General features: G+C 40.4%; 15 protein-coding genes. 9 read left to right on the forward strand and 6 right to left on the reverse strand.

What is annotated here, in order from left to right; all coding sequences use genetic code 11:
• Nucleotides 1-86: 86 nt before the first annotated feature.
• Genes sucC through H153_RS0101040 form a run of 6 tightly spaced genes read left to right on the forward strand, consistent with a single transcriptional unit; the run spans nucleotide 87 to nucleotide 5,095 of the window.
• Nucleotides 87-1,256, forward strand: coding sequence for an ADP-forming succinate--CoA ligase subunit beta (sucC, locus tag H153_RS0101015; protein ID WP_022846271.1), 1,170 nt, complete (start codon nucleotides 87-89; stop codon nucleotides 1,254-1,256).
• 17 nt (nucleotides 1,257-1,273) lie between these two features.
• Nucleotides 1,274-2,176, forward strand: a complete 903-nt coding sequence (sucD, locus tag H153_RS0101020; RefSeq protein ID WP_022846272.1) for a succinate--CoA ligase subunit alpha — start codon at nucleotides 1,274-1,276, stop codon at nucleotides 2,174-2,176.
• A gap of 10 nt (nucleotides 2,177-2,186) precedes the next feature.
• Nucleotides 2,187-2,426 carry a 4Fe-4S binding protein gene (locus tag H153_RS08910; protein ID WP_022846273.1) on the forward strand — a complete coding sequence of 80 codons (240 nt, stop codon included), beginning with the start codon at nucleotides 2,187-2,189 and terminating at the stop codon, nucleotides 2,424-2,426.
• Nucleotides 2,427-2,437: 11 nt separating this feature from the next.
• Entirely contained in the window at nucleotides 2,438-3,601 is a 1,164-nt protein-coding gene (locus H153_RS08915; RefSeq protein ID WP_022846274.1) for a 2-oxoacid:acceptor oxidoreductase subunit alpha, read from the forward strand.
• Nucleotides 3,602-3,617: 16 nt separating this feature from the next.
• A complete protein-coding gene (locus tag H153_RS0101035; protein WP_022846275.1) occupies nucleotides 3,618-4,478 on the forward strand; it encodes a 2-oxoacid:ferredoxin oxidoreductase subunit beta in 861 nt (286 codons plus the stop codon).
• Nucleotides 4,478-5,095 (forward strand): 2-oxoacid:acceptor oxidoreductase family protein, encoded by a 618-nt coding sequence (locus H153_RS0101040; protein ID WP_022846276.1) that lies wholly within the window; start codon nucleotides 4,478-4,480, stop codon nucleotides 5,093-5,095. The genes H153_RS0101035 and H153_RS0101040 overlap by 1 nt, the downstream gene beginning before the upstream one ends.
• A gap of 25 nt (nucleotides 5,096-5,120) precedes the next feature.
• Here the strand turns inward: H153_RS0101040 and H153_RS0101045 are convergent, their stop codons facing one another.
• The 6 genes from H153_RS0101045 to H153_RS0101070 form a co-directional block, all read right to left on the reverse strand.
• Complete coding sequence (locus H153_RS0101045; protein WP_022846277.1) at nucleotides 5,121-6,560, reverse strand: hypothetical protein; 1,440 nt, start codon at nucleotides 6,558-6,560, stop codon at nucleotides 5,121-5,123.
• Between the two features lie 71 nt (nucleotides 6,561-6,631).
• A complete protein-coding gene (locus tag H153_RS0101050; RefSeq protein WP_022846278.1) occupies nucleotides 6,632-7,975 on the reverse strand; it encodes a hypothetical protein in 1,344 nt (447 codons plus the stop codon).
• Between the two features lie 69 nt (nucleotides 7,976-8,044).
• Complete coding sequence (locus H153_RS0101055) at nucleotides 8,045-9,643, reverse strand: hypothetical protein (protein ID WP_022846279.1); 1,599 nt, start codon at nucleotides 9,641-9,643, stop codon at nucleotides 8,045-8,047.
• Between the two features lie 23 nt (nucleotides 9,644-9,666).
• Nucleotides 9,667-10,239, reverse strand: coding sequence for a prepilin-type N-terminal cleavage/methylation domain-containing protein (locus tag H153_RS0101060; protein ID WP_022846280.1), 573 nt, complete (start codon nucleotides 10,237-10,239; stop codon nucleotides 9,667-9,669).
• Nucleotides 10,239-10,631, reverse strand: a complete 393-nt coding sequence (locus H153_RS0101065) for a prepilin-type N-terminal cleavage/methylation domain-containing protein (protein WP_022846281.1) — start codon at nucleotides 10,629-10,631, stop codon at nucleotides 10,239-10,241. Before H153_RS0101065 ends, H153_RS0101060 begins: the two co-directional genes overlap by 1 nt.
• Before the next feature lies 1 nt (nucleotide 10,632).
• On the reverse strand, nucleotides 10,633-11,112 hold the full coding sequence (locus tag H153_RS0101070) for a prepilin-type N-terminal cleavage/methylation domain-containing protein (RefSeq protein WP_022846282.1): 480 nt from the start codon (nucleotides 11,110-11,112) through the stop codon (nucleotides 10,633-10,635).
• A gap of 363 nt (nucleotides 11,113-11,475) precedes the next feature.
• Between H153_RS0101070 and H153_RS0101080 the strand changes: the two genes are divergently transcribed.
• From H153_RS0101080 to H153_RS0101090, 3 genes are all read left to right on the forward strand, one after another.
• Nucleotides 11,476-12,276: a DUF1648 domain-containing protein gene (locus H153_RS0101080; protein WP_022846284.1), complete on the forward strand. Its 801-nt coding sequence runs from the start codon at nucleotides 11,476-11,478 to the stop codon at nucleotides 12,274-12,276.
• A 209-nt stretch (nucleotides 12,277-12,485) separates the two neighbouring features.
• On the forward strand, nucleotides 12,486-12,857 hold the full coding sequence (locus H153_RS0101085) for a helix-turn-helix transcriptional regulator (protein ID WP_022846285.1): 372 nt from the start codon (nucleotides 12,486-12,488) through the stop codon (nucleotides 12,855-12,857).
• A 75-nt stretch (nucleotides 12,858-12,932) separates the two neighbouring features.
• A complete protein-coding gene (locus tag H153_RS0101090) occupies nucleotides 12,933-15,485 on the forward strand; it encodes an ATP-dependent Clp protease ATP-binding subunit (RefSeq protein WP_022846286.1) in 2,553 nt (850 codons plus the stop codon).
• The last annotated feature ends 7 nt before the right edge of the window (nucleotides 15,486-15,492 follow it).

Here is a 15,492-nt window from a genome sequence, read left to right on the forward strand (position 1 = left end):
AAAACTTTCCCTGCGAATGTGTGAATGTTAAAAAAATGTAAAAATTTTTGGTAAAATAATTCCAATCATAAGCAGGGAGGAAGAAGATGAAGATTCACGAGTATCAGGCTAAGGAGATATTTCAAAAATATGGCCTGCCAATTCCACGAGGGATTGTTGCCCATTCAGCTCAAGAGGCAAAACAGGCTGCCGAAGAGCTTGGAACTCCAGTAGTTGTTGTAAAAGCTCAGGTTCATGCGGGAGGAAGAGGAAAAGCCGGTGGCGTTAAACTTGCAAAATCACCTGAAGAGGCTGCTGAAATTGCAGCTCAAATGATAGGTAACCGTTTAAAGACTTATCAGAACCCGGAAGGACTTCCAATAAATGTTGTTTTGATAGAAGCTGGAGTAAACATAGATAAAGAGTTTTATGTTGGAATGACGCTTGACAGAGAGGTTTCAAGACCAGTTTTAATGGTTTCTGCCGCTGGTGGTATGGAGATTGAAGAGATAGCCAAAACCAATCCGGAGCTTATCATAAAAGAGCACGTTGACCCTGTAACAGGACTCATGCCTTTTCAGGCGAGGAAAATTGCCTTCAAAATAGGACTTACGGATAGAAAGCTTATATCTCAATTTGTTAAGTTGGCTATGACTCTTGGCAAGATGTACTTTGACCTTGATGCTTCTCTTATAGAGATTAATCCTTTAGTTCTAACAAAAGAGGGAGACCTTATCTGCCTTGATGCAAAGATTGACTTTGATGACAATGCACTCTTCAGACATAAAGATATACTTGAAATGGAAGATACAACTCAGATTGATCCTCTGGAGCTTGAAGCTAAAAAATGGAATCTTAACTATGTAAAGCTCGACGGAAATATTGGTTGTATGGTTAACGGTGCTGGTCTTGCAATGGCCACGATGGATACGATTAAGTTCTACGGCGGTGAGCCTGCAAACTTTCTGGATGTTGGTGGTGGTGCTACTGTTGAAAGAGTTGCCGCAGCTTTCAAACTTCTTCTATCGGACGAAAACGTAAAAGCTATTTTTGTAAACATTTTTGGCGGTATTGTAAGGTGTGACAGGATTGCCGGCGGTATTGTTGAGGCTGCAAAGCAGGTTCAGCTTGACAGACCTTTGATAGTGAGACTTGAAGGAACGAACGTTGAGCTTGGTAGAAAGATGCTTGAAGAGAGTGGTCTCAACATAATTCCAGCAAAAGATATGGCTGATGGTGCTCAAAAGGCAGTAAAAGCTGCAAAAGGTGAACTTTAATTAACAGGGAGGAAGAGATGAGCGTTCTTATAGATAAAAACACTAAAGTGGTTGTGCAGGGACTTACCGGAAAAGAAGGTTCTTTCCATGCAAAGCAGTGTCTCGATTATGGCACACAGATCGTTGCCGGTGTAACACCTGGTAAAGGTGGAATAACATGGCAGGACGATGAAGGAAAGTACAGTGTTCCAGTTTTTAATACGGTTGAAGAGGCGGTTAAGGAAACCGGTGCAAATGCTTCTCTTATTTTTGTTCCGCCGGCATTTGCTGCAGATGCAATACTTGAAGCTGCAGATGCGGGAATAAAGATAATTATCTGTATTACAGAGGGTATTCCTGTTAATGATATGGTTAAGGTAAAAAGGGCGTTAGAGGGAACAGGTGTTAGATACGTTGGGCCGAACTGTCCCGGTGTTATAACACCCGGTGAGTGTAAGATGGGAATTATGCCTGGACACATCTTCAAAAAAGGAAGGGTTGGTATTGTTTCAAGGAGTGGAACACTTACTTATGAAGCAGCTTACCAGTTAACAACAAGAGGGATTGGACAGTCGACCGTTGTCGGTATAGGTGGTGACCCTGTTCCTGGAACAACTCACAGAGAAGCTGTCGAAATGTTTAACAACGATCCTGATACAGACGCGATAGTTCTTATAGGTGAAATTGGCGGAACGATGGAAGAGGAAGCAGCTGAATACATAAAGAATAATGTTTCCAAGCCAGTTGTTGCTTACATTGCTGGTGTTACTGCACCTCCAGGAAGAAGAATGGGACATGCAGGGGCTATTATTTCCGGTGGAAAAGGTGATGCAAAGAGCAAGATGGAAGCGTTAAGAGCTGCTGGTGCTTACGTATGTCAGACACCTGCTGAAATAGGTGAAACTGTTGAAAAAGCTCTCAAAGAAAGAGGTCTTTTATAAGGAGGAAGAGATGTCAAAGCCAAAGGGAATAGTTGAGATTAACGTTGATTGGTGCAAGGGATGTAACGTTTGTGCCGCTATCTGTCCTACAAATGTTCTTGAGCTTGACAAGATAAAGGCGATTATGACTGTCAAGTATCCTGAAAAATGCATTGGTTGCAAGCAGTGCGAACTTGTATGTCCTGACTTCTGTATCTTTGTTTTCACACCGGAAGAGTTTGAAGAAATTACTGGAAGTAAAAGTGCATAACGGAGGTTAAAATGGCAAAACTTGAATTAAAGTATGGTAACCACGCCTGTGCTGAAGCGGCAATTATCGCCGGTTGCAGGTTCTATGCAGGGTATCCTATTACACCATCTTCAGAAGTTGCTGAAAAGATGGCAGAGCTTCTGCCGAAAGTTGGCGGTGTGTTTATTCAGATGGAAGATGAGATTGCTTCAATGGGTTGTGCTATCGGTGGTGCTTTTGCCGGTAGAAAATCAATGACTGCAACTTCAGGTCCTGGTTTTTCTCTAAAGCAGGAAAACATAGGTTATGCTGTAATGTCAGAAGCCCCTGTAGTTATTGTAAACGTTCAGAGGGGTGGTCCTTCAACAGGTCTTCCGACTCAGGTTGGTCAGCAGGATGTTATGCAGACGCAGTGGGGAACTCATGGTGATAAACTTATTCCGGCTTTCTGTCCGGCATCTGTTGAAGAGGTAATGGAAGAGACTATCAGAGCTTTCAACTGGGCGGAAGTTTTGAGAACGCCGGTTGTTCTCCTTATGGACGAAGTTATCGGGCATATGAAAGAGTCTGTTGACATGACTAAGTTCAAGGATCCTGAAATATGGAACAGGAAAAAGCCCAAGGTTCCACCGGAAGAGTATCTTGCATATAAGCCTGAAGAGGATGATGTGCCGGCTCTTGCCGATTTTGGAGACGGATATAGATACCATGTAACTGGACTTATGCACGACTATACAGGTTTCCCGACAACCAATCCCGCAATGTGTCAGGAGCTTGTGGAAAGACTTATAAGAAAGGTTAAGAGAAGGGCAAAAGAGCTTGAAAAGAATGAAGAATTTATGCTTGAAGACGCTGAATTTGCTATTGTTGCTTTTGGTTCAACTGCAAGATCAGCCAAGCTTGCAGTGAAGCTTGCAAGAGAGAAGGGAATAAAAGTGGGTCTTTTCAGGCCTATAACTCTCTGGCCTTCTCCGGAAGAGACACTTTACAGACTTGCAGGAAAGGTTAAAGCTATACTTGTTCCTGAGCTTAACATGGGACAGTATGTTCTTGAAGTTGAAAGATGTGCAAAGGGACAGTGTCCAATCTTCAGGATGAACAGGGCTAATGGTCAGATGATTTATCCGTTTGAGATTCTTGAGAAGATTGAGGAAATTGCAAGTGGAAAAATAGTAATTCCCGTTTCAAAAGCTTGATTTTAGGAGGTAAATGATGCTTCAACCAATAGATATTCCGCTTGAGAAAGCGATAGAGAAAAAGCCATACTTTAAGTATCTTAGAATTGATAAGATGCCTCATATCTGGTGTCCCGGCTGTGGTAACGGGCAGGTTTTAAAGGCTATCTGTATTGCCCTTGATAAACTTGGAATTGATAATAACAACGTTTCAATGGTTTCAGGTATCGGTTGTTCTTCAAGGACACCTGGATATTTTGACGGTTACACCCTTCATACAACTCACGGAAGGGCACTTGCCTTTGCAACGGGTGTGAAACTTGCAAGACCGGAACTTACTGTTATTGTTACAACTGGTGATGGTGACTGTACAGCTATTGGTGGAAACCACTTTATTCATGCATGTCGTAGAAATATTGATATTACTGTTCTTCTCTTTAACAACTGGATTTACGGTATGACGGGTGGTCAGGTTTCACCTACAACACCTAAAGGTTCATACGCAACAACGACACCTTACGGTAATTATGAGCCAAACTTTTCAATTGCTGACCTTGCGATTGGAGCTGGTGCAACGTTTGTTGCAAGGGGAACAGCGTATCATGTTACAGAGCTTGTGAACCTTGTAGAAGCCGGTATTAAGCACAAAGGCTTTTCCCTTATAGAAGTTCTTACACCGTGCACAATTCAGTACGGTAGAAAGAATAAAATGGGTATTGTTGATATGTATATGTGGCTTAAGGAAAACACAATTCCTCTCAAAGCCTGGGAGAAGCTTCCTGAGGAAAAGAGAAAAAGTAAACTTCCAAGAGGTATTCTCCATCACGCAGACAACAGAGAAGAGTACACTCACAGGTATTACAGTGTTGTTGAAAAAGTAATGGGAGGGAATAAGTAATGAGATACGAAATTAGAGTTATAGGTTCTGCCGGGCAGGGTTCTCTCCTTGCTGCTTATGTTCTTGCCGCGGCAGCTGTTCAGGAAGGATATCACGTTACTCAGACGGCGACTTACGGTGCCGCTATGAGAAGTGGAACGTCAATGGGTGATGTTGTTATTTCAAATGAACCGATTGACTTTCCGAAAGTTTTTAATCTTGATGCTGTTGTTATTCAGTCTCAGGAAGCCTATGATGAGATGGTTGGTGGTAAGCCTGTGAGACTTGATCCAGAGTGTGGAGAAAAGGATGCAGATGTTCTTGTTAACGTGAAAGATGGTGCTATTGTTGTTTTTGACGCTGATCTTGTTCAGTGTGATCTTGATGCAAACAGATACAGACTTATTGCTGCTCCAATAGCCAGAACAGCTACAGAAGTTGTAGGTAAAAGACAGACTATGAACATTGTTGCTCTTGGAGTTCTTCAGGTTGCTCTCGAAAGTAGTGAATGTCCAATATCAGAAGAATCGTTCATTAAAGCTATAGAAAAGGCTGTTCCTTCAAGGTTTGTTGAACTAAACAAGAAGGCCTTTGCAGAAGGTGTAAAAATAGGAAAAGAAGCTCTTAACAGAGCATAAAAGAACGGGGGATTGCTCCCCGTTCTTAATAAACTTTCCATTCTTTTATCTTTCCTAAGCCGCCGTTGCTATCTATCTGATTTTTCAGTTCGCAGTATAAATCGCTATAAAAAGATGGTATTCCAAGTGCTGTTCCATTTTCACAGAAATTTTTTATCTCCTGGTATGTAAGACCGCTCGGGTTTGTGTTTTTTGCAAATTGCCATTTATCAAATGTAGCGTTACCGTCAGCAACTATCATTGCCCAGTTTCTCCCTTGGGTACCTTTACCCGTTACATGAATATTTTCTGCATATATTCCTTTGTCAGCCCAGATAATATAATTTGTTAACAGGTCTGTTTTACCGGTTTGATGAACAAGTTTTGCATTTACGTCTATTGTTCCTGGAGTGACTATAAATACATTGGATATAGTTGATGTGTCTTGTCTTCCTTTTACTTCAAGCAGTCCACCAGAACCACCTGATTTCTCTATTGATTCGCCTGCATATATTAATGTGTTGTATCCATTGTCAGTCTTTCCTGTGTATTTAATTTTACTGTGTGAAGAAGTTCCAAACACCAAATTTTCTCCGGCAATAATTTCAAGATTCCATTCTGATTTGTGTCCTTTATCGGTTATTTCATTGTTTACATAGATATCTTTTTTAGCGGCTAATATTAATTGGTCTTCGTTTATTGCTGTGTTAACGGTTATATTTTTTCCACAGATTGTTACTGTTCCATCTCTGTTTATATCTGATGGTGCTGATGATATTGTAATGTCACTATTATAGTCACCATAATCGCAAGCTGATTCGTCAGGATACAATGCAGTTGCATTGATTTCTGCAGCTTTTGGGAGATTTGGATTTGTAATACTGTGGATTTTAAAACCTATATTTTCCAGCTCTGTTTTCAGTTCCGAGTTAATTTCAGCAACTCCCATTTCTGCTTCTGTCCAGTCATCGGAATTAAGATTTCCTACATCAAATTTGCCATTTATAGAGAATGGATAGAAAGTTCCATTTGATTCTGTTACGACTTCAACGACCCTTAAACTGTTGTTTTTTTCGCCCACGGAAATAATTGTGTATGTGCCGTCAGTTCCTCTAAAAATAGCCACCTGATATTCACCATTATTTAGGTTTTGAGGTTGGGATAAATAAATTTCGCTTATTTCTCCATTATTAACTCTTGCTTGTATTTCGGAAAATCCATTTGCATTTCTTATTCTTGCAGGTAATGAGTTAATGTTTGATGGGTCTATTTCCGAGAAGCTGGTGAAATAGTTATTCTTAAGGCTTGTTAAACCGACTTCGGCACCGCTTTCTGCTAACTTTAGCGCTTCTACTGAAGACTTTGTAGAACTTGTAGATTTGGTTTCACCTGTAATCATATAAGTGGCAACTGCACCGGCAACACTTAAAACAGCAAGCACACCTAATACAGCTGCCAAGACCATTCCTCTTTTTTCTCTTTTCATTGTTCCCTTCTTTCTAAATAGGTTTTTGATTAACAATATATTAAAATCATCCTTTATGCCTATGTGCAACTTTAATAAACTTTCCAGGAAATTATTTTAAAATTTCCGCTTTCGCTGTCTATCTGGTTTTTAAGTTCGCAATATATATTCTTGTAGAAATCTGGAATACCAAGAGAGGTTCCGTTCGTGCAGTAATTTTCAATGTCGCTATAGGAAAGGCCGCTTCTATCTTCGCTTCCTGTAAATTGCCATTTGTCAAATGTCGCGTTTCCATCGGCAACGATTACTGAAAAGTTTCTAACGGTTGCTGAAGATCCACTTATATCAAAACCACCATTTGTACTAGTTATGCCTTTATCGGCCCAGATAACAAAGTTAACGTCGTTTCTTGTTGTTGCTGTATCGTCTATTAAGTCTCTGTTTACATTTATTTCGCCAGGTGTAAGTAAAAAGACGTTTGAGACATTGCTTGTGTTTTGATTACCTGAGATAGATATCCACTGCCCTGTTGTATCAGGGCTTTCTATTTCTTGCCCTGCGTAAATAAGGATATTGTAGCCGTCATCTGCACCGGAAAAGTCAATAACACTGTTTCTATCAAAGTAAGCAGTATTTCCGGCGATGATACTTAAATTAGAAGCACTGCCTACATCTTTCTTAAGGGTTGTATTACGGGTGAACGTAACGTTTTGTTTTGCAGCTATTGTCGTATCAAGGCTGAAATTAATTAAGCTTCTATCTAAAGTAACGTTACTTCCGCAAATAACAATTTTTCCATCACCGTTAACATCAGCAAGATCCTTGAAGCTTATTGTTTCATCTGTTTCATAATTTCCGTAGTCGCAGATGGATTCTGGAGGATAGAATGATGAAGCGTTAATACTTGACACTTTTGGAAGATCTAAAATGTTTGATTTTATTATTTGAAATCCAGAAGATGTGAGAGCAGATTCTGTAGAAGGGTCTATTGCTTTAACTCCAACTACAGCGTCACTCCAACTTCCAGAACCTGTATCTTTAAAGGTATTTATAGTTAAATCACCGTTTATTGCAAATGGGTAAAAAGTACTTTCCCTTTTGATAAGAACTATGATTTTTCTTGAAACCGTTTTAAGGTTCCCTACGGAAGTTAACTCTATAGTGTTGTTAACATTTTTTACAATTGTTACCATAAAGTCTGCATTTCCAAGTGTTCCGTTAATTATTGTTGGGAACACGTTTCCGCCGCTTTTAAGCCATGCAAGGCCCGTTTCCGCTCCACTTTCTGCAGCTTTAAGTGCGATAACGGCATCTTTAGTTTCTTTTGTTCCTTTTGTTTCTCTATTTATTAGGTAAGATGTTACACCCCCAATAACAGAAAGAATAGCAATCACACCAAGAGTCACTTCGAGAACAAGGGCTTTCCTTTTTTTCATTTTTTTCCCCGAAAGCAGTTTTACTTTTATTAATTAATATATAACCCCTCACATCGTGGAAGTAAAATATTAATAAACTTTCCAGCTGTTGATTTTGACACTTTGGAATGCTTGAGTTTCAATTAGGTTTTTCAGTTCACATATAAAATCTGCTACCGGACTGTTGATTGAGCTTGTGTAGTTGCACCACTTAACTATTTCATCATAGTTTAATCCACTTCTATATTCTCTTCCTGAGAAAAACATATCGCCAAGAGTAAGGTTGCCGGATGTTAAGAAACCAATGTATCTTGTTTCATCTTCTGAATTAGCAACGTATTTTATGTCACCAACGTTGATATCGCCGTCTGACCACACCAGGAGATCAAGCCATTCTTTTCCACTCACGTTTATAAAGTTTGTATCACCTACATCGATACCGTTTTGGGAGATTACGACCACACTGCTTGTAGCATCTGGGTTTGTTGATTCATAACCGGATATATCAAAAAGGTATGTTCCTGAGGAGCCTTTAAAAGATGTGTCTGTTAGATCGCTTAAAATTTGATCGCCTGCATATACTACAACCTGGTAGTCCTCGCTTTTTCCGGTTAGCTGAACTTCATTATTAAGATATATATTCCCCTCTTTAGCTATTATTTCTACATTTTTTTCATCACCTGCATACAGGTGAATATCGTTGTTTATGTTGATGTTTCCGCTTTCAGAAATTAAACTTAGGTTCACAGTATCAATATCTCCTATTGCTGCATCAATGTTAATGTCGTTTTCTGCCTGAAGAACCAGAGGAAGGGCTACAGAACTTGCAGATATAGGTTCCGGAACTGTAATGCTGCCACTGGTGTTACATATAACTATTCTGCCATCTCCATTTGTATCTGTTACCGGGACATCTGTTCCACCTGAAATAACAGCAGTGAGTTTGGAAGTTTTTGGACCCGGACCCGAGGTGGTGGTAGTATATACTTGAGTTACACCATCAATATCACAGGTGTATGAGGGGAGCGTAACGTTTGCATCCCCTACGGAAGGGATAAATGCGTCGCTGTTATCTTGAGTAAGAGGTGTCAAGTTAGCCTCTGCCTCGGGTGTGATAGTTCCGTTTGGTCCAACGGCAAAGGTAACGTTCCAGCTTGAAGCATCAATGGTAGAGTTGAATGTGGGACAGAAATCGAATCCGGTTCCTGTCCAGAATACAGTTTGGTTTGTCCATACTCTTGAGCCTGGACGTCCTAAGTTGTCAAAGTTACATATTGTTAGTGTTCCAGCCGCGGCGAAAGATTTTATTTCGCCGCTTTCTTTCTCAGCGTTGATGATAATGGTTCTGTGATTACCGTTAAATGTTCCTACTGATGTTATCGTGTAGGTACCGTTTGCATTTTCTTTAATTATTGTAGTGTAGTTTCCGTTGGTGATGTTTCCGGTTATCTGGTAGGTGGAAGGGTCTATTTGTGTTAAGGTATTAAGGTCATTTTGCTTTATGTGGGAAAGAGCAATTTCAGCGCCGGATTCAGCAATTCTCAAAGCCGATGTGGATTCTTTTGTGCTTTTTGTTCCGGAGGTCTCCTTGCTTATAAGGTAGGTCGCTATTCCACCTGCTATTGATAAGACTGTTATAACTCCCAGAGTTGTTATAAGTACAAACCCTTTTCTTATACGCTTTTTCATGGTCTTCTCCTGAAATGCCGGGTTTACCAGTTCCTGCAGATTACTTCATCACCAATTGTGAAGCTTTTATCTTTTACTTTTCCAGATATAGTGTATGAAACGGTATGATTTGTAGAATCAACAGTAACGTTGAATGTATCTACTGTTACGATATTACTGTCGAACATGGATGCACCAGTACCTGTTCCTGTAGCATTCTGGTAAACCCTTCTTATGATATTGTTGCTGTTTAAGTAATATTCAATTTTATATTTACATACCGGATTTGCGGTACTCCATGTTTGATTGTCACAATTGTTCGCAGTATCTGTATAGTCTATATAGTATATAGTTAGTGGATCGGTAGCACTTCCGTTTCCACTAACAGGTGTTATTCCTGCGGCGGCCACACCTCCATATCCTGCTTTTCTTAAATCTGAATCTATGATTTCTACAACATTAAATACAGATATGTTGCCTCTGGAGGTTTTCATGGTCGTATCAAGCTGCTTGTATCCATAAGAGAAAAAAATAACAGCAGCAGCCATAATGATGATGCCTATCACCATGGCTACTACAACTTCTAAGAGTGTAAATCCTGACCTTGAAGTTTTCATTACCAGTTTCCTTTTATATATTCTAATGTAACATTTCCGTGGTAGTTTTGGTATGAAAAATTGCTGATTACCTTTATCTTTTTGGTATTTGGATCCACTCCATTGTCAACTATCCATTCGATATTGGCATCACCGCTGAATCCATCACAGCATGTATAAGGATCGTTGTCACAGGTCTCATCAGTTCCTACAGTTAGGCAGGGATCAGTATAGTTGAGGCTTGCAAGGTGTTCAAGAACTTTGTTGGCTTTATAAAGAGCTGCTTCTCTTTCCTGGTTTATTTTTGAGTATTTAATGTTAAATATAATAAGCATACCTATTCCGAGTATTGCGATAGCAAATATAGCCATTGCTATTAAAGTTTCAACGACAGTAAAACCTTCCTTTTTCAATTTATAACCTCTGCAAATAGATTCTTCCGCTCGTTTGATTTACGGTTATTCTATAAGATATTCCATATCCGGAAATGTCAATGTGCCCGCTCGGATAAAGGAGTTTATTCCTTTTAAAAGCAACGATAGGTAAAGCTGTTGGAAGAGTGCCATTAAAATCGTCTGTTATAGAAAGACTAAAAACAGGTGTTAGCGTTATTTCACTGGGGAGAGAGACCTGTTTTATCAATACAGGGGTGGCACCGGAACCGTAAGGAGCAGCTATGTAATAAGCGTTGGTATCAAAAGCTACAGCACTTCCACCTTTTTCCATTGCAAGGCTCTGTGCCCACATTAAGTCAGAAGTAAGTTCTTCTGCAGTTTGCTTAACTTTAATTTGGTGTATCCATGTACTTATTCGAGGAACTGCTATAGCTGATAAAACTGCCACTATAGCAATGGCCACAATTAATTCAGTAAGGGTAAATCCTCTGTTTTTCATTTTCTTATCCCGTGTTCTTTTTATGCATTTTATTCTCTATACTGAGGTTAATTAGTTCTATTATATATTATACTCTATACTTCATATCTGGAGAAAATATCTGGAGAAATGTACGGATACGCTATAAGAAAAAAAAACCTTCGAAAGTCTAATATTCCGGAAAGTTAGTTCCGAGTTAGGGTTTCTATACGACATGCTGAAGAGTCTGTAGAAATAGGGACTGATTGAAAATTTCTGGATTATGGATGTAAGATTGGGAAAGTGTTACAGGCTTACGGAGCTGGGAAGAGAAGTTCTGAAAGAGTTAAAGGATGGGATAACTCTCCTGAAAGGAGTAATTGAAAACCTTGAGGAGGTGGAAAAATGAACTACCAGATTAATTATCAGATTGCCGTTTCCATCCTTTCCATACTGATGGGTGTACTGCTCTACGCTTTCAGAAACACTCCCAATCCGTACATAGGTATAAGGATAGGGTACACGTACCTTTCAAAGGAAGCCTGGAGGAGGGCGAACACTTTCGCCGGTATTTACTGTATGGTATCCGGTTTTGTCCTCCTCGCAGTATCTCTAATCTTTCATCCTTCCAGATCCGTCTTTCTGGCGATAATCCTGATTCTGGCTGCAGTACTCGCAGTTCAGAGCTACAGAATAGCAAAGGAAACCTACAAAAGGGAAGACCTGAAAACTCATGTAAGTGCTGCGAGACTGAAAAAGATGGAAGCAAAATCCGCAGACGTGAACCTGTATCTGCTCGTCCAGCTAATTCCCGTCGTTGTTTACCTGATTCTCGCTTTGGCTCTGTGGAATAAACTTCCGGATACCGTTGCGATACACTTCAATGCGAGCGGTAGACCTAACGGTTACGCCAGCAAGTTCTCCGGAGCTCTCGCAATTCCACTCACTGTTATGGCTATAGTTCCGGTGATTACGGCAGTGTCCTTAAAGGAGCCGATGCTCGTCCGCTATCCGAAGGGAAGTCAGGTAGCAGTCTTTAAAGTTCTCACGGGTGTGCAGTTTATCGTTGCAATTGCTGTAACGCTTGCTCTGCTCTACAATGCGGGTATGATCTCAGGCAATTCAATTGTATTGTTCGTAACCTGTTTTATCGTATTGCTGATAGTCTGGATAGCATGGGTTTGGCGCTGCGAGGTGAATGCGTGATTTTGCAACTTTTCATTTTTAATCCACCTATTAACTAATTAGATGTAAATAATCTTATTAGCAATGGTTCGGTGATTAGCAAAATTTTCCTTGTCTATAGTTTTGCCTAAAATTTGTTTAAGTCAGGCCAAGTATCTAAAAAGTTGTTTTAAATTTCTTGACAATTTCATTCAAAAATCTTAAATTAACAATCAGAAGGAGGCGGTGAGATGAAGGATGAACATACACCGGTGTATATGATAAGTGTTGTGGCTAAGCTTGTTGGAGTTCATCCCCAAACTTTGAGGTTCTATGAGAATGAGGGACTTTTAAAACCTTCAAGGACGGAAGGTAAAACAAGGCTTTATTCTGAGGCGGACCTTAAACGGGTGAAGCGTATAGTTGCTCTTACTCGAGATAGAGGTGTTAATGTAGCGGGCGTTGAACTTATTCTTAATATGGAAGATGAGCTTAACCGTTTATTTGAACTTCTCTCTCAGCTTCTTGATGAAACGTTAAAACAGGCGTTTGTTGAACGTCTTGAAGAGGAAGATTTTAAAGAGCTTAACGTGAAAAAGCTTATAGAGATTCTCTCTGAATAACTTGTGTGGGCGGCTTTGGCTGCCTGAACTGTAATGCGACAAATAAGAAAAAATTTTTCTACAGGGAGGTAGATTATGAACATCTGGGATCTTTTAAGTGGAAGGGCAAAAGATTCTATTATGCTTTCTCAGGAAATTGCAAGACAACTTGGCGAGAGGTATGTTGATACAGAACATCTGCTGCTTGCTCTTGTTGAACTTCCAGGTTCACCTGTTATGGACATTTTTACCATAGCTGGTTATGACCCGATAAAGGTTAAGAAGTTTATAAGAGAACATGTTGATAGGCTTGGAAGACTTGGACTCTCTACCGGTTACACCGGATATGAAGAGATTTACATTACGCCGACTCTTAAGAAAGTTCTCGATTCAGCAATAGATGAAGCGAGAAATATGAAAGCAAGAAACGTGGATGTTGAACATCTTTTCCTTGCACTGTTTAATGTTCCTGAGGGAATGGCTGCCAGAATTTTGAACAAGCTTGGTATAACCAAAGATGAAGCTGTTAAGGCGGTTGAAAAGTATAGATCTGGTAAGAAGAAACTCTCCAGGGATATTACTGGAAAGAAAGGTGGAAAGCAGCTTCCAGAAATTCTCCGCAAATACGCTATTGATCTCACAGGACTTGCAGAAGAGGGTAAACTTGACCCCGTGATTGATAGAGAAACAGAGATGAAAAGGGTTATTCAGATTCTTTCAAGGAGGACAAAGAACAACCCTGTTCTTGTAGGTCCTGCTGGTGTTGGTAAGACCGCAATTGTTGAAGGTGTCGCTCAAAAAATTGTTAACGGTGAAGTGCCTGACGATTTGAAAGATAAAAGGATAGTTGCACTTGATATGGCGGCGCTTGTTGCTGGAACAAAGTACCGTGGTGAATTTGAAGAGAGACTCAAGCAGGTGCTTGATGCTGTTAAAAATGAAGGCAACATTATTCTCTTTATCGATGAGCTTCATACAGTTATTGGCGCTGGTGCTGCAGAGGGTTCCATGGATGCAGCTAACATTATGAAACCGGCACTTGCAAGGGGTGAGTTTAGGGTTATAGGCGCTACAACAACCGATGAATACAGAAAGCATATAGAAAAAGACCCTGCCCTTGAGAGGAGATTTGCACCGGTTTGGGTTGACGAGCCGGATGTGGATACTGCAATTCTTATGCTTAAGGGTTTAAGACCAAAACTTGAAGAGCACCATAAGGTTAAGATAACCGATGAAGCTATAGAGGCAGCTGTTAAGCTTTCTAAAAAGTACATTCAGGGAAGATATCTGCCTGACAAGGCTATAGATGTTCTTGATGAGGCGTGTGCAAGGAAGAGAATTCAGGCTACTTATGTTTCACCTGAAATGCACGAGCTTAAGGAAAAGCTCCATGAGCTGAGAGCAGAGCTTGATGAAGCTGTTAAGAAAGAAGAGTTTGACAAGGCTGCAAAGCTCAAGGCTGAAATTAAGAAGATAGAAGAGAAGATCAAGGAGCTTGAAGAGAAGCAGGCCAAGATGAAAGAGGAGTCAAAAGGCGACAGGCCTGTTGTAACGGCAGAAGACATTGCAGAAGTTATCTCTGAAATGACAGGTATCCCTGCTTCAAAGCTTCAGGAAGAAGAGATACAAAAACTCTTAAGAATGGAGAAAGAGCTTCACGAAAGAGTTATTGGCCAGGAGAGAGCTATAAAGGCCATTTCAGAAGCTATAAGAAGGGCAAGAGCGGGACTTCAGCCTGCAAACAGGCCGCTTGGAAGCTTCCTCTTCCTTGGACCGACGGGTGTTGGTAAGACAGAGCTTGCGAAAACACTTGCAGAGTATCTCTTTGGCGATGAGACGGCAATTATAAGACTTGACATGTCTGAGTACATGGAAAAGCATGCAGTTTCAAAACTTATCGGTGCACCTCCGGGATATGTTGGTTACGATGAAGGCGGTCAGCTTACAGAAGCTGTTAGAAGGAAACCTTACAGTGTTATTCTTCTTGACGAGATTGAGAAAGCCCATCCAGATGTGTTTAACATCCTTCTTCAGATACTTGACGATGGAAGGCTGACAGATGCAAAGGGTAGAACTGTAGATTTCAGCAATACAGTGATAATTATGACCTCTAATGTTGGTTCTGAATATTTGATGCACCTTTCTAAAGAAGAGTTTGAGAAGAATTATGACAAGATTAAAGAGCAGATAATGAACGAGCTTAAGAAGAGGTTTAGGCCTGAATTCCTCAACAGAATTGATGAAATAATCATCTTCCATCCGCTTGCAGAGGAAGAGATTAAGCAGATTGTTGACCTGCTTATCAGGCAGCTTAACAGGAGACTTGAAGAGCGGGGTATTAAAATCAGGCTTACAGAAGAGGCCAAGAAAGAGCTTGCCAGGCGTGGTTATGTTCCTGAGTTTGGCGCAAGACCGCTTAAGAGAACGATACAGAGAGAAGTTGAGACACCGCTTTCTGTTGAGATACTGAAGGGCAACGTTCAGGAAGGTGACACCGTTAAGGTTGATTATGATAAGGAAAAAGGTGAATTTACCTTTAGCGTTGAAAAACCTGAACTTCCAGAGGCTACAAAAGCTGAGATAAAAACAGAAGGTGAAGAAGAGAAGAAAGCTGACGATGGCAAGGAAGAGGGTGAAGATAAAGAGTGATTGACGT

The organism is Desulfurobacterium sp. TC5-1, from assembly GCF_000421485.1.
Classification (GTDB): domain Bacteria; phylum Aquificota; class Aquificia; order Desulfurobacteriales; family Desulfurobacteriaceae; genus Desulfurobacterium_A.